General features: G+C 68.0%; 10 protein-coding genes. 3 read left to right on the top strand and 7 right to left on the bottom strand.

Translation table 11 applies throughout. The annotated features are described in order from the left end of the window. The first annotated feature begins 69 nt into the window (after positions 1 to 69). Both Y958_RS26940 and hutC read left to right on the top strand, forming a co-directional pair. Positions 70 to 1,446 (top strand): formimidoylglutamate deiminase, encoded by a 1,377-nt coding sequence (locus tag Y958_RS26940; RefSeq protein ID WP_088874937.1) that lies wholly within the window; start codon positions 70 to 72, stop codon positions 1,444 to 1,446. Next, a complete protein-coding gene (gene hutC / locus Y958_RS26945; RefSeq protein ID WP_088874938.1) occupies positions 1,443 to 2,153 on the top strand; it encodes a histidine utilization transcriptional repressor HutC in 711 nt (236 codons plus the stop codon). Before Y958_RS26940 ends, hutC begins: the two co-directional genes overlap by 4 nt. A gap of 39 nt (positions 2,154 to 2,192) precedes the next feature. On the opposite strand, the gene Y958_RS26950 is transcribed toward hutC, so the two are convergent. Together Y958_RS26950 and Y958_RS26955 are read right to left on the bottom strand one after the other, a co-directional pair. Continuing rightward, positions 2,193 to 4,523, bottom strand: coding sequence for a TonB-dependent receptor (locus Y958_RS26950; RefSeq protein WP_244909622.1), 2,331 nt, complete (start codon positions 4,521 to 4,523; stop codon positions 2,193 to 2,195). 176 nt (positions 4,524 to 4,699) lie between these two features. Then, a complete protein-coding gene (locus Y958_RS26955; RefSeq protein ID WP_145727729.1) occupies positions 4,700 to 6,712 on the bottom strand; it encodes a tetratricopeptide repeat-containing sulfotransferase family protein in 2,013 nt (670 codons plus the stop codon). A gap of 235 nt (positions 6,713 to 6,947) precedes the next feature. Between Y958_RS26955 and Y958_RS26960 the strand changes: the two genes are divergently transcribed. Continuing rightward, positions 6,948 to 8,438, top strand: a complete 1,491-nt coding sequence (locus Y958_RS26960; protein WP_088874940.1) for an HAL/PAL/TAL family ammonia-lyase — start codon at positions 6,948 to 6,950, stop codon at positions 8,436 to 8,438. A gap of 8 nt (positions 8,439 to 8,446) precedes the next feature. On the opposite strand, the gene Y958_RS26965 is transcribed toward Y958_RS26960, so the two are convergent. The 5 genes from Y958_RS26965 to Y958_RS26985 form a co-directional block, all read right to left on the bottom strand. Then, complete coding sequence (locus Y958_RS26965; RefSeq protein ID WP_244909623.1) at positions 8,447 to 9,361, bottom strand: SDR family NAD(P)-dependent oxidoreductase; 915 nt, start codon at positions 9,359 to 9,361, stop codon at positions 8,447 to 8,449. A gap of 85 nt (positions 9,362 to 9,446) precedes the next feature. After that, positions 9,447 to 10,124, bottom strand: coding sequence for a TetR/AcrR family transcriptional regulator (locus Y958_RS26970; protein ID WP_198924870.1), 678 nt, complete (start codon positions 10,122 to 10,124; stop codon positions 9,447 to 9,449). Between the two features lie 72 nt (positions 10,125 to 10,196). After that, complete coding sequence (locus tag Y958_RS26975; protein ID WP_088874941.1) at positions 10,197 to 11,765, bottom strand: AMP-binding protein; 1,569 nt, start codon at positions 11,763 to 11,765, stop codon at positions 10,197 to 10,199. Between the two features lie 11 nt (positions 11,766 to 11,776). After that, on the bottom strand, positions 11,777 to 13,426 hold the full coding sequence (locus Y958_RS26980) for a carboxylesterase/lipase family protein (RefSeq protein ID WP_244909624.1): 1,650 nt from the start codon (positions 13,424 to 13,426) through the stop codon (positions 11,777 to 11,779). Beyond that, complete coding sequence (locus Y958_RS26985) at positions 13,423 to 14,778, bottom strand: spinster family MFS transporter (RefSeq protein ID WP_244909625.1); 1,356 nt, start codon at positions 14,776 to 14,778, stop codon at positions 13,423 to 13,425. The genes Y958_RS26980 and Y958_RS26985 overlap by 4 nt, the downstream gene beginning before the upstream one ends. Positions 14,779 to 14,783 lie beyond the last annotated feature (5 nt).

Below are 14,783 nucleotides of genomic sequence, written 5' to 3' on the forward strand. Positions count from 1 at the left end.
AGGTCCGCCTCAATGGTTGCGTTCGCACCTTAGAATGTATAGACATATGGCGCAACAGGAGAATGCACCATGGGCACTGACGGCGGTTCGGACGGGGCTTTCCACTTCCAGCAGGCCCTGCTTCCCGAGGGTTGGGCGGACAATGTGCGGCTGACGGTCCGGGATGGCGTCATCGCCACCCTGGAACGGAACGCGACCCCCCAGGCCGGTGATGAACGGCAGCCGGTGGCGGTGCCGGGCCTGCCCAACCTGCACAGCCATGCCTTCCAGCGCGGCATGGCCGGCCTGGCGGAGGTGCGGGGGCCGGCGGGCGACAGCTTCTGGACCTGGCGCGACGTCATGTACCGCTTCGTCGATCGCCTTTCACCCGATGACCTGCACGCCATCGCGGCCTTGGCCTACATGGAAATGCTGGAGGCCGGGTTCACCCGCGTCGGGGAATTCCATTACCTTCATCATGATCGGGACGGCGGCCGGTTCGCCGACCCGGCGGAGATGAGCGCCGCCATCGTCGCGGCGGCGGATGAGACCGGCATCGCCCTGACCCATCTGCCCGTGTTCTACGCGCATTCCGGTTTTGGCGGGGCGGCACCGGGACACGGACAGCGCCGCTTCCTGCACGACCTGGACGGCTTCGCCCGCCTGCTGGACGCGGCGCGGACCAAGGCGCGTGCCCTGCCCGATGCGGTCGTCGGCGTGGCGCCGCACAGCCTGCGCGCGGTGACGCCCGAGGAATTGACCGAGGTGGCCGGCCTGGCCGGCGCCGCCCCCGTGCACATCCACGTCGCCGAGCAGGTGAAAGAGGTCGAGGACTGCGTGGCCTGGGGCGGGGGCCGGCCGGTGGAATGGCTGCTGGCCAACGTGGCCGTGGACGCCCGATGGTGCCTGGTGCATGCCACCCACGTGACCCCGGCGGAGGTCGCGGACATGGCGGCGCGCGGCGCAGTGGTCGGCCTCTGCCCCATCACGGAGGCCAACCTGGGCGACGGCATCTTCCCAGCCCCCGCCTATCTGTCCGCCGGTGGCCGGTTCGGCGTCGGATCGGACTCGAACGTCCTGATCGACGCGACCGAGGAACTGCGCCTGTTGGAATACGGCCAGCGCCTGGCGGGCCGCAGCCGCAACGTGATGGCGCGGGCGCCGGGACGATCGACGGGCCAGGATCTGATGGAGGGCGCGCTGGCGGGTGGCGCCGCCGCCCTGGGCGCGCCATCCGCCATCGCGGTCGGCCATGCGGCGGACCTGGTCAGCCTCGACACCCAACATCCGTCGCTGCACGGCCGTCGGGGCCCGGCGCTGCTGGACGCCCTGATCTTCGCCGCCGGCCGGACGGCCATTGACGGGGTCTGGCGCCGGGGCAAGCAGGTGGTTAATACTGGCCGGCACCAGCGGCGGGACGCCATTGTCACCCGTTACCGCCAAGTCCTCGAAAGATTGACCCAGTGACGCTTTCCCTGCATGAGCGCATTCGAACGGACATAGAATCGGCCATCCTGTCGGGAAAGCTGGCGCCGGAAGACCGGCTCCCCGTCGAGCATGAGCTGATGCAGACCTATCAATGCTCGCGCATGACGGTCAACAAGGCGCTGTCCGCCTTGGCCGCGGCGGGTCTCATCGAGCGGCGCAAGGGCGCCGGCTCCTTCGTGGGCCGCCCGCATGCCCATTCCATGATCCTGGACGTTCCGGACCTACCGGTCGAGGTGGCCAAACGCGGCCATGTCTACGGCTATCAGCTGCTGGTGCGGAAGCTGCGGGCGGCGGCTCGGGGAAACGCCGAGGAGGAGTTGCTGGCCGGCGGTCGCCGGCTGTTGCAGTTGGACGGCCTGCATTCCGCCGACGGCGCGCCCCTGGCGGTGGAACGCCGCCTGGTCAGCCTGGCCGCCGTGCCGGCGATCGCGGAGGCGGACCTTGAGAAGGAACCGCCAGGAACCTGGCTGCTGCGGCATGTGCCGTGGACGGAGGCGGAAACCCGCATTTCCGCCGTCCCCGCGGATGCGGAGATCGCGCGTCTTCTCAAGACGCCGGTCGGCACGGCCTGCCTGTTGGTGGAACGGCAGACCTGGCGCAGTTCGGAACGGATCACGGCCGTGCGCCAATATTTCCTGGGCACGGCCTATCATCTGGTCGCCCGGTTCGGCAGCAGCCGTCCGTGACGGCCTGCGGCCCCGAAGGACCGCAGGCCGGACGGGACATCAGAACTTCTGCCCGAACTTGACACCGAACAGTCGCGGCTTCGTCGGATAGATGCGCGCGTACTGGCCGGAGATTTCAGGGGCGGAGAAGGTGTTGCGGGTCAGCCCCCCACGGTCGTCGAACAGGTTCTGGACATAGAACTCGGCGCTGGTGTTGCCGATCTTGCCGCCCATCGAAATGTCCACGGTGGTGAAGCCCGGACTGTCGCCGACGAGCTCGTCCGCCGTGGTGCCCAGGAAGCTGCGCGTGCTGGTCTGGTGGTTCAGGGATCCCTGGACGAAGCTGTCCGCCTCCCCCAACAGGAATTCATAGCGGGCCGTGGTGTTGAACTTGATCCGGGGCTGCACCGGCAACCGCGTGCCCTTCGGCGCCGCGATGATGCCGGAGGCGCAATCCGGGTTGCTGTTGGCGCCGATGGCGCAGAAGTCGGTCGCCAAACGGGCATCGTTGAACGCACCCGATGCCGACAGGGTCAGGCTGCGGGTGACGGCCCAGGTGATGTCCGTCTCGACGCCGTACACCCGGGCGTCGCCGGCATTGTAGATGTTGGTCACGCTGCCGGAGTTGAGCGCCACCAGGGCGTACTGCAGGTTGTTCCATTCCTCGTAATAGACGGCGCCGTTGAAGCGTAGCTTCTGATCGAACCACGACGTCTTCCATCCCAGCTCGTAATTGTCCAGCGTATCCGATCCGTAGGGTTCGACGCCCGCGCGGCGATTGTTACCGCCGGGGCGGTAGCCGGTGGAATATGTCGCATAGACCATGCGATCCGGATCGATCTGCCAGGTCACGTTCAGTTTGTGGGTCTCGCCCGAGTCATTGAATTTCTTGTTGAGGTAGGAACAGCTGTTGAGCGACGGGAAGGGGGTCACGCAGCCGGCCTTCGCCGCGTCGCTGGCGAAGCCTGAGAAGCCGGTTAGCGTGTTGTCGGCGATGAATCCGCGCACGCCGCCGGTCAGGGTGACGCTGGGCAGGATATCGTAGGAGGCCTGGCTGAACACCGCGTAGTCGCGGTCGACGATATGCACGTTGGTGAGGAAGATGTCGTCTTCATACACGGGCGATCCCTGTTGGGACGACCCGTAACCCGGCGCGTAATAGTTCGCCTGGGACTGGTTGGTCTGCTCTTGATAGAACAGGCCGGCGGTAACCCGCCAGCGGTTGGTTGAGGGCGAGCTGAAGCGCAGTTCGTGACTTTGCTTGGTCAGATCCTGGTGCCCATAATAATATTGGGTGGGGTCGATCTGCTTCCCCATCGAATTCGTGAAATACCCATAGTTGGGATAGGCGTCGTAGGCGACGGTGTAGTAGCTGTAGTCGGCGTGGGTGTCGATCGACCGCTGCATATAGCCGCCGGAATAGAGCACATCCCAATCCCAGACCTTGCCCTCGACCGTCAGGGCCGCCTGGTACCACTTGTCGATGTTGCGTTCCGGCGCATAGTCGTGGACCTGCAGGTCACCGGCCTTGGGGTCGTAAAGGAAGGAACCGTTGGACCGCTGATGCTGGGCGATGACCTGGGGGGTAACGGTCCAGTCGTCGTCCAGGTCGATGCCCAGGGCGACGCGGCCGCCATAGGTGTCGACGTCGTTGAAGTTCTTTTTGACGAACTTCGAGTTGTCCACGGTGATGGGGCTGTTGACCACCGTGCCGTCGTCCAGGGTATGGGGGCTCTGGTAGGTGCGCTGGTGGTAGGTGTTGTCGATATAGCCGCCGTCATGCTCGTCAAAGCCGACGATGCGCACCGCCGCCCTGTTGCTGAGGGGGATGTTGACGAAACCCTCGATGGTGCCGCCCAGGCTGCCCTTGTCGAAGCGGGTGCCCTGCACGTCATAGCCCGCGGAGAATTTGGACGTGTCCGGCTTGTTGGTGATGATGCGCAGGGTGCCGGAGAGGGAACTGGCGCCGTAGAGCGTGCCTTGCGGCCCGGACAGCGCCTCGACCCGGGCAACGTCATAGATATGGACGTCCAGCAGGGAGCCGATGGTGGTGACCGGTATTTCGTCCAGGTAGAAGCCGCTGGTGGGCAGCGCGCCGAACGGCAGGCCGTCGCCGCCGGACGAGATGCCGCGGAAGAACAGCTGGCTCTGGCCTGGCCCGAAAGACTGGAAAGACACGCTGGGCAGCTGCTTGGCGTAGTCGTCGAAGGACTGAACCTGGTGCTGCTCCAGCGTGGCCGTGCCCAGGGCCTGCAGGCTGATGGGCACGTTCTGGAGGTTCTCGCTGCGCTTCTGCGCCGTCACCACGATTTCCATCAGGCCTTCGTTCGCCGCAGAATCCGGGGTCGCCGGTGCGGCGGGCGTGGTGTCGGCGGCGATGGCGGACTGCATTCCCCATATCGGCGCAAGCGCCGTGGAGGCCAGAAGCAGGACCAGCCTGCCGGCCCGCTTGGTCTTAACTCGCATTATGATCGCCCTTTCCCATGAAGTTCCGCTTCTGTCCCTGTTCTTGTGGGTCTTCCGCCCTTAGGTATTTTTGTTGTTTTACTTTATATTGACTCACACAACTACAACTCAACTTCCGGATAGGTGTGCAGCACGGTCCCCAGCGCCGCTTTCAGCGGCGCCAGCCAGGGCTCGAAACGCCGCCAATGGTCCAGCCCCTCGGTGAAGATGGGCTGGCGGACCTGCTCCGAACTGGGGGTGCGCACGGTGCGCCGGTTGTCCCAAAAGGCCAGGCAGCCGTCCTCGAACGGCAGGCCCAGATGCTCCAACAGCGCGTGGACCTCGTTTTCGGTGTCTGCCACCAGCCGTTCATAGACGACACGGTGCACGCTGCCGGGGGCCGCCCGGTCCACATGGGCCATGAGCGTTGCGTAGTCCGCGTAGTAACGCCCCAGTTCCATCAGGTCGTACGTGAAGGCCTGGCCGCGCGCGAAATGCTGCTTGTAGGCGGACCACCCGACACCCAGGGGATGCCGGCGGACATCGACGATCCGCGCCTTGGGCAGGATGGCGCGGATCAGCGCCACATGCATCCAGTTGTTCGGCATCTTGTCGATGAAGAAGGGTTTCGCCTCGTGCCGGTGCACCCGCGTCCGCGCGATGTATTCGGCGCCCAACGCCTGCAAGGCGTCGGGGGGCAGGTCATCCAGGCATTCCGGATACCGCCCGGCGGCAGCCCCCTTGCCGGGTGCTGCCAGCCGTGCGGCGATCGCCATCATGTCGGGCAGTTCGCTGGTGCCCTCGACCATGCTGTGGCTCGCCAGGATCTGCTCCACCAGGGTGGAACCCGAACGGGGCAGGCCGACGACGAAGATGGGGTCGGGCGCCAGGCAGCCACCGCGCGCCCGGTCCAGGAAGCCCCTGTCGACCATGGCGGCGATGCGGGCGCATTGGTCGTGCGTCTCATCCGGGTCGTAGCCCAGCTGGGCCCGGCGCAGGCGGTTGCCCTCGGCATAGGCCTGGAAGGCGGCCGCGTCGTCACCTCCCGCATCCTCAAGCGCCTTGCCCAGCGCGAAATGCAGGTGCAACCGGTTCTCGTCATCCGCCGTGGCCCGCAAGCCGCGCTCCATGGCCGCCCTGTCGTCCACGGAAAAGCGGAAGGTCTTGAGGTTGGCCAGGCTCCACCACGCCTCGCCCAGCGTGGGCTGCTGCTCAAGGGCGGTGCGATAGGCGGCGATGGCGTCGTCCACCCGGCCGATCGCCTTCAGGACATGGCCGTAGCTCATCCAGCCCTTGGCCTGCTGCGGGTGGCGGGCCAGAACGTGGGCGTACACGGCGGCGGCGGCCTCCTGGTCGCCGATGCGGACCAGCAGCGAGGCCTTGAGCATCAGCACCGACGGATTGTCCGGCTCAGCCGCCAGCAGATGCTCCACCTCGGCAAGGGCGTCGGCCGGCCGGTTGTGCCGTTGCAGCGTGCGGGCCAGCAACTCGCGGGCCGCGGTGAAGGCGGGCGCCAGTTCCAACGCGCGCCGCAGCAGGGTGATGGCATCGTCGTACCGGCCCAGGCGCACGGCCAGCTCCGCCATCATGCGGATGGCCGCTACGTCGGTGGGCTGGGCGCGCAACCGGTCCCGCAGTGCCCGCTCCGCCACGTTCAACCGGCCCTCGATCATGGCCATGGCGGCCTGGGCCAGGACGGGATCGCGGGTGGACGCCTTCACGCCGGCCAGGTGGGCCCGTTCCGCCTCCTCATGCTCGCCGGCGAGAGCCAGCGTGTCGGCCAGCGCCCGCCAGGCGGCGGCCAGGTCGGGGCTGAGAGCGCCGGCGCGACGCATTTCAATCAGGGCATCCGGAAGCTGGCCCAGGTCGCGCAGCGTCAGGCCCAGTTCCAGGGCCGTGGCGGCCGATTTCGGCTCCGCCGCGGCCAAGTGGCGGAGAACCTCCGCCGCCGCCTGGATGTCCCCCGCCAGCCTGAGGGCGCGGCCTTGGATCAGCCGCGCGCGCGGGTGGCCGGGCGCCGCGTCGAGCACTTCCGCGACCTGCGCGATGGCCAGGGCCGGGGCGCGATCAACCAGCGCGGCCGCGCGGTCCAGGGCCGCATCGATGGAAACCAGGGGCGGCGCGGCGCCGTTCATGCGGCCCTCGCCTGCGGACCGGGATGGGAGGGATATGCAAGGTCCGACATGGGATGCCAACTCCTGCTTCGTCTGGGATGGCCCATTTGTCCCAGCTGGGCCCGGTTCCGTTGCCGATGTCGCCTGTTCACGCATATTGTCTATACATTCCCGCTTCGATTTAGTCTATACATAATTGCCAGATCGCGCTGCCCGCCGCATGAATCTTGCGACTTATGGACCTGAGGAGCAAACAATGACGCCATCCGTCCTGCTGAATGGTCCCCTGACCTGGCGCGACCTCAGCGCCGTCGCCCGGGGCAGCGAGCTGGTGCTGTCCCCGGACGCCTGGGCCCGCATCGGGAACGCCCATGCCGTGGTCGAGGCCATTGTGGCGCAGGGCATCCGGGCTTATGGCGTGAACACGGGGGTCGGCGCGCTGGTGAGCACGGTGGTGGATCGCGCCAAACAGCGCGACCTGTCCCGCAACCTGGTCATGAGCCATGCCTGTGGCATGGGACAGCCCCTGGAGACGGCCGCCGTGCGGGGCATCATCGCCGCCCAGATCAACAATTTCGCGCATGGCCGCTCCGGTGTGCGGCCCGACCTGGTGCAAGGCCTACTGACACTGCTGGCCCGGGGCTGCATACCGGAAGTGCCGTCACGCGGGTCGGTGGGCTATCTGACCCACATGGCCCATATCGGCCTGGTCCTCATTGGCGCCGGCTCGGCCTATATGGGCGACCGCCGCCTGTCGGGGCGGGAGGCGCTGGACACCATCGGCATGTCCCCCTTGGTGCTCGATTCCAAGGAAGGGCTGAGCCTGGTGAATGGCTCGCCCTGCGCCACCGGCCTGGGCGGCTATGCGCTATCACGGATTGAGCGGCTGCTGGCCGCGGCGGACGCCGTGGCGGCGCTGACGCTGGAGGCGCTGGGCGCCCAGATGTCGGCGTATGAGGCCCAGGTGCTGCAGGTACGGATGTCGAATGGGCTGCACCGCACGGGCGCCGCCCTGCGGAATTACCTGGCGGGCAGCCGCCGCCTGGAGCGCGCCGCGGGGACCCGTTTGCAGGACGCGCTCAGCCTGCGGGCCGTGCCGCATGTGCATGGTGCCGCCCGGGACGCCTTCGACGGCGCCTGTGCCGTGATCGACCGGGAACTGCAATCCGTCACGGACAACCCCATCGTCTCCGGCACGCCGGCGGCACCGGTCGTCGAGTCCGAGGCGCACGCCGTGGCCCCCGCGCTGGCCATCGCCCTGGACTCGTTGGCCATCGCCATCGCGCATCTCGGCGCCATCTCCGAACGTCATACCGACCGGCTGGTCAATCCGCTGGTCAGCGGCCTTCCCCCTTTCCTGGCCAGCGATCCCGGCGCCACCACCGGCTTCATGATCGCGCAGTACACCGCGTCAGCGCTGGTGGCGGACAACCGCCGCCTGTGCGCGCCCGCCAGCCTCGACGGCGGCATCAACTCCGCGCTGCAGGAGGATTACCTGGCCCATCCCACGGCGGCGGCCACCAAACTGCTGGCCGTCATCGACAACACTGAATACATCCTGGGAATTGAACTGCTGGCGGCGACCGAGGCGCATGACCTGGCGGTTGATCCGGCGGACCGCGCGCCCGGCACCGCCGCCATCCACGATCATGTGCGCGCCTGCGTCGGCCGTTATCGCGATGATCGGCCGTTGGCCGATCACCTCAATATCGGCGCCGACATCATCCGAAATGGCCTGCCGGCGTGAATGGGCACCTAGCGCGGCACCGCCATCACCCTGTCGCCGCCCATGCCGGCGTTGGCCAGTTCCCGTTCCGCCTGGGTGAAACCATAGGCCGGCACGATCTCGTCGCTGCGGTCGGAGATGCCGTCCCAATTGGCCACCACCTTCTCGCCCGCGCCAGCGCCCGCCCCGATATAGCGGCCAGCCGTCAGGGTGACGCTGGCCGTGGCGAAATGGCCGGCACCCGCGCAGAGGATGGCGCGGGTGGGCGCGTCCTCACCCGCCAGCGCCAGAAGGCCGGGGCTGACCAGGCTGGGCGCCAGCAGATCCAGGCTGTTCTCCGACAGCACGCCGTGGGTCATCTGCGTCGCCGCCGTCGGGGCCAGGCAATTGATCCGGATGCCGTATTTCTCACCCTCGATGGCCAGGGTCTGCATCAGCCCCACCAGCGCCATCTTGGCCGCACCGTAATTGGCCTGGCCGAAATTGCCATAGAGGCCGGATGACGACGTGGTCATGACGATGCGGCCATAGCGCTGCTCCCGCATGATGTCCCACACCGCCTTGGCGCAGATGAACGCCCCGGTCAGGTGCACATCCACCACCAGGCGGAAATCATCCAGGTTCATCTTGGCGAAGCTCTTGTCGCGCAGGATGCCGGCATTGTTCACCAGGACGTCGACGCGGCCCCAGGTATCCATGACCCGCGCCACCATGGCCGCCACCCCCGCCTCGTCCGTCACCGACGCGGCGATGGCGATGGCTTGGCCCCCCTGCGCGGCAATCTCCGCCGCCACCGCGTCGGCGGCAGCCTGTGCCAGGTCATTCACGACCACCCGCGCGCCCTGCCCCGCCAGGTACAGGGCATGGGCGCGCCCCAGGCCCCCACCGGCCCCGGTGATGATAGCGACCCGCCCCTCCAGCGACATGCGTTCCCCCTTCGCCATTTCGTTCTCCCATATTTGCATTTTCATCTAACTCTCTGGTGAGTGAATAAAATGATGGCGGTCTGCTTCAACGCGGCCCAGGCCCTCAGGACTCCTGTCGCCGCTGCCTGCAGACCTCCAGGAAGCCGGCGGCCATGAACGAGGCCATGCGCGCCTTGACCGCCGCGAAATCGTCAGACTTGCACAAGCCCCCCGACAGCTTGTCGATGCGCCCCGTGCGCGCCAGCGTCAGCAACAGGGCGCCGGTGACGAAGTGATAGCCCCAGAAGATGTCTTCCTCCGGACTGTCCGGCAGGGCCTTCTTCAACAGACCGATCAGGCGCAGCACAACAGGGTCGAAGTGCTGGTCCATCAGCTCCGCCCCCCATTCCGGGGTGTTGGCCACCTGCGCGCCCAGGGCGGCATAGTTCTTCCAGCCATCGCCCCCCTTGATGTACAGGTCCAGGTCGGTGTCGAGGAAAGCGTGCAGCGCGCCCTCCACCGTGGGCTTGCCGCCGGTGGCCGCATCATATTCGTCCAGCGCCTTCATGCGTCGGGTGCTGGTGACCTCCGCGCGACGGGCAAAGACCGCATCGAACAACTTCTTCTTGTCTTCGAAGTAATAGTTCAACAGCGTATGATGCACGCCGACGCGCTTGGCCACATCCTTCAACGTGACGCCGTAGAGCCCATGCTTGGAGAAAAGATACTCGGCCTCATCGAGGATCTGCTCCATCATCTCGGCGCGCTGCTCGGCCTTGGTCGAGCGCCGACGCGGTTTCACCTGTTCACTCACCACGCAATCTTCCGTCCTGACGTGTGCCCCGGATGGCACGCGCGCCACCCGTTCCTTCAATCAGCCTCCATATTGGGCACGCAGCCGGATTTTGTCGATCTTGCCGGTCGAGGCCTGGGGCATGCTGTCCACGCGGATGACCGCGTCGGGTATCCACCAGGCCGCGACCCGGCCCCGCAGGGACGCCAGCAGCGCCCCATCGCTGATATCGTCGCAGGTTTCCACCAGCAGAATGGGGCGTTCGCCCCATTTGGGGTCCGGCCGGCCGATGACGGCGGCCAGTGACACCTGCGGCAGCGCGCCGACGATGGCCTCGATCTCCGCCGGGTTGATCCATTCGCCGCCGGACTTGATCAAATCCTTGGCCCGGCCGGTGATCATGAGATTGCCATTGGCGTCGATGCGCGCCAGGTCGCCGGTGGGGAACCAGCCGTCGGCATCGGTGGCAGGCGCGTCGTGGCCGAAATAACGGGCGATGACGGCGGAGCCGCGGACGCGCAGATGCCCTTCAACCTCGCGCTGCTCCGGCAACGGCCGGCCCTCGGCATCGGTCAACAGCAGGTCCACGCCCACGGCGGGCCGGCCCGCCAGGGTGGCCGACCGCCCGGGGTCGTGCGCCGGCGTCACCGTGCCGGTGGGCGACATCTCCGTCATGCCCCAGCTGGTCTGCACAGCCACCCCCAGGCGCCGCTCGATCCGGTCCATGAGAGCGGGCGCCAGGGGAGAACCGCCCATGAGGATGCGCTTCAGCGTGGGCAACTCGCCGCCCACCGCCTCCAGATGTTCCACCAGGCCCAGCCAGACGGTGGGCACGCCCACGCCGACGGTCACGCCTTCCGCCAGGATCAGCCGGGCCAGGCTGGCGCCGTCGGCATGGCGGCCGGGCAGCACCAGCTTCGCCCCCACCGCCGGCGCCGCGAAAGGCAGGCCCCAGGCGTTGGCGTGGAACATCGGCACCACCGCCAGCACGCTGTCGCTGCCGGAAATGGCCATGACGTCGGTCTGCAGCACCCGCAAGGTGTGCAGGAAGCTGGAGCGGTGGGTGTACATCACCCCCTTCGGCGCGCCGGTGGTGCCGGAGGTGAAGCAAAGGCCCGATGGTGCCGTCTCCGCGAAGTCGCCCCAGGTGACGTCATGCCGCGGCTCGGCGATGAGCGGTTCCAGCACCGAGACTGGCGGTCCGTCGGATGGCCCGCCCGCCCCCTCGGCGTCCCCATCGATGACCAGGAGGCGTTCCAGGCCCGGCACGCCCTGCTGGATCTGGCGCGCCAGGGGCAACAGGTCGGCGCTGGCGACCAGCAGCCGCGCACCGGACTGCGTCAGCATGGCGGCCAGCTGTTCCGCCGTCAGGCGGGGGTTCAGCGTGTGGCAGACGGCGCCCATGCCCATGATGGCGTACCACGCCTCGACATGGCGCTGGGTGTTCCAGGCCAGCGTGGCCACACAGTCACCGACCGTGATGCCGAAACTCGCGAGCACGGATGACACGGCCAGGCTGCGCGTCTTCAGGTCGGCATAACCGATCCGGTCGGCACCGCCGCCCTCCCGGGCGGTGACGACCTGGGCGCGGGGATGCCATTTGGCGGCGTGGCGCAGGAACTGGTCCAGCGTCAGGGCGTAGTCCTGCATCGCTCCCCACATCACGGGCAACCCGCGGTCTTGGCCGGAAGGACCGGGGACATGATGCCGGTGTTCCAGTTCCACGGCAGGGTGCCGGCGGCGTGGCGGCGGCAGACCGTCGCCTCGTGCAGCGCGTACATGCCGGGCATCAGGTGGGTCTCCGGCTGCGGCGTGGCGGCGAAATGCATGTAGGCCGCGGCGCCGTCGTAGGGTTGCCATGCCGGCTGGCCGGCCGCGCTGGGCGTGCCGGTGCGGGCAAAGGAGGTCCAGTAATCCATCATCGCATCCGAAAAGCGGGCTTCGGCCGGGGCGTCCGCCACCTTGGGCCAGTACGGCGGCGTGCCGTGGGCGGTGCCGAAAACGTAGGGGATTTCCGAGGCGTGGAAGCCGTGCAGGCCCTTGGCGTCCGCCTCGGGATAACCGTGGTCGAACAGATAGAGGAACGCCGGCTGGCCCAGCGCCGTCTGCTTGATCGCCAGGCGCTCTGACGTCCAGGCGTAGAGCGCGTCGCGGGTGTTGGCCAGGATGCTCTCGCCCATGTCGCTGGCGGGATATAGCGCCAGGTAGGCGTCGGCCAGGTCGCCGTACTGGTGGCGGATGGCCGTTTCATAGGTCGCGGCGTCGGTCGGCGGTGGTGGCGCCAGGAACCGCAGAGACCGGATCTCTCCGCTGTTGAAGCCGACCAGCAGGGGTACGGGCGCCTGCCGCCCCTGGTCGAACACATCGACCAGCTGGCCGGTCAGGACGTGGCCGTCGATGTTGCCCCAGGGACCGTAGCCGGCCTTGACGGCCGCGACGGTCAAGGCTTCGGCGTCCATGCCGCGTAACGCCGCGACGTCGGCGGCGCCGACCGCCGCCGCCAGCCGCCTGCCATTCTCCTCCGCCGACTGTTCGCCGTAGCGGGCCTCCTTCAGCGTCGGGGTGGAGATCATATAGGCGCTCTGCGCGATGGCCTTGGCGAACAGGTCGCGGGCCGGTGGCGACGCCATCAAGTACATGACGCTGAGCGCGCCGGCGGATTCACCGGCGACGGTCACGTTGGCGGGGTCGCCACCAAAGGCGCCGATGTTGCGCTGGACCCAGCGCAGGGCCTCGATCTGGTCCAGCAGGCCGTAGTTACCGGAAACGCCGTCCGGAGATTCAGCGCTCAGATCCGGATGGGCCAGGTAGCCCAGGACGCCCAAGCGATAGTTGATGGAAACGACGATCACGCCGTGTTCCGCCAGGCGGGTGCCGTCGTACAGCCCCTCGCTGCTGGCGCCGCCCACCAGGGCGCCCCCGTGGATCCACACCAGCACCGGCGCCCTTTTCGCCGCCTTCGGCGCCCAGACTTTCAGCGACAGGCAGTCCTCGCCCATTTTCGCCGGCGGGTCGGCATAAAGGCTGCCGGGGCGGGGCGGCGGCTGTACGCAGGCGGCGCCGAAATCATGGGCCGGTCGCACGCCCGTCCAGGACGGGACCGGCACCGGCGGCTTCCACCGCAGCGGCCCGACCGGGGGCTGGGCGTAGGGTATGCCCTTGAACACGGCCAGGTCGCCCACGACCTGACCTTCGACCAAGCCCACCGGGGCGTTGACGACGGGCCCACCCGGGGCGGCGCTGGCGGAAGTGGCGTGGGCGAGAAGCAGCACGGCGGCGCAGACGCCCATGCGCAGAAGCGGACGCATCATCGATCTCCAGTCCGGGCCCCTTCCTTCCGCAACACCCGCGCCAGGGCCAGGAACAGCAGGACGGCCAGGCCATAGAAGGGGACGAGCGTGTAGAAGGCGAGTTGCAGCGAGTGGTGGGGGTGTGTGGCGTGAAACAGGTCGCTGACCGCGCCCAGATAGGTGGGACCAAAGCCCAGGCCGATCAGGTTCATGACCAGCAGCAGCAAGGCGCCGGACAACACGCGCTGGTCGGGCCGCACCTCCTCCTGCACCAGGGCGACGGCCGGCGACAGGTAGAAGTAGTTGAAGAAGGTTGGGCCGGCCAGGAACAGCAGCGCCAGGGGCCAGGACGGCGCCCAGATGAAGCCGACGAAGAAGGGCACCGCCGCGCACAGGGCCACTGCCGGCACCAGCGCGTAGCTGTGCCTGGCCCGGGCGGCGAACCGGTCGATCAACCGGCCGGAGACGTACATGCCGGCGCTGACGCCGATGCCGATCAACAGGGCGTAGTAGATCGCCACCTGGCCCAGGGCCATGCCCTTTTCCCGCATCAGGAACAAGGTGGTGAAGTTCAGCAGGGCATAGGTGACGAACTGGGTGGCGCCGGTCGCCAGCGCCACCAGCAGCAGCGCCGGGCGGGTGAAGAACATTCGCACCGTTTCCCAGAACCCGGCCTTCGCCGATGGCGTGACCGGGCCGGCCGGCACCGACGCCACCGGGCCGACGACGTCCAGCCCCCCTCGGCGTGGTTCGCGCACCAGCAGGTACACGGCCAGCGCCGTGACGACACCGACGGCGCCCAGCAGTTGGAAGGCGCTGCGCCAGTTATAGGCGGCGGCGATGGCGGCCCCGAAGGCCACCCCCAGGGCCTGGCCCAGCGGCGGGCCGAAGTTGTACAACCCCAGCGCCGTGCCGCGCCGGCCCGGGCCGAAATAGTCGGAGATGATGGCGTAGGAGGGCGGCACGCCGCCCGCCTCCCCCACCCCCACGGTCATGCGCGCCAGCACCAGCTGCGGATAGGTCGAGGCCATGCCGCAGGCCACCGTGGCCGCACTCCACAACGCGCAGGCGATGGACAGCACCCGCACCCGGTTAGTTCGGTCGGCCAGCCAGGCCACGGGGATGGAGATGAAGCAATAGAACAGAGCGAAGTAGAGCCCGCTGATCAGGCCCAACTGGCCGTCGGTGACCTTCAGGTCATCCTGGATGGGCTTGGCCAGGATGGACAGCAACTGCCGATCCAGGAAATTCAGGACATAGACGAAGCAGAGCATGCCCAGCACGAACCAGGCGCGTGCCCCCGGCCGCGCGGACGGCGCGACCGGGGAGGTGGTGCCGGCGTCGGCCGCCGGCGGCGCAAGCGTCTCGGGCACCGCCA

Origin of the sequence: Nitrospirillum viridazoti CBAmc (assembly GCF_000730165.1) — a bacterium.
In the GTDB taxonomy this organism is placed as follows: domain Bacteria; phylum Pseudomonadota; class Alphaproteobacteria; order Azospirillales; family Azospirillaceae; genus Nitrospirillum; species Nitrospirillum viridazoti.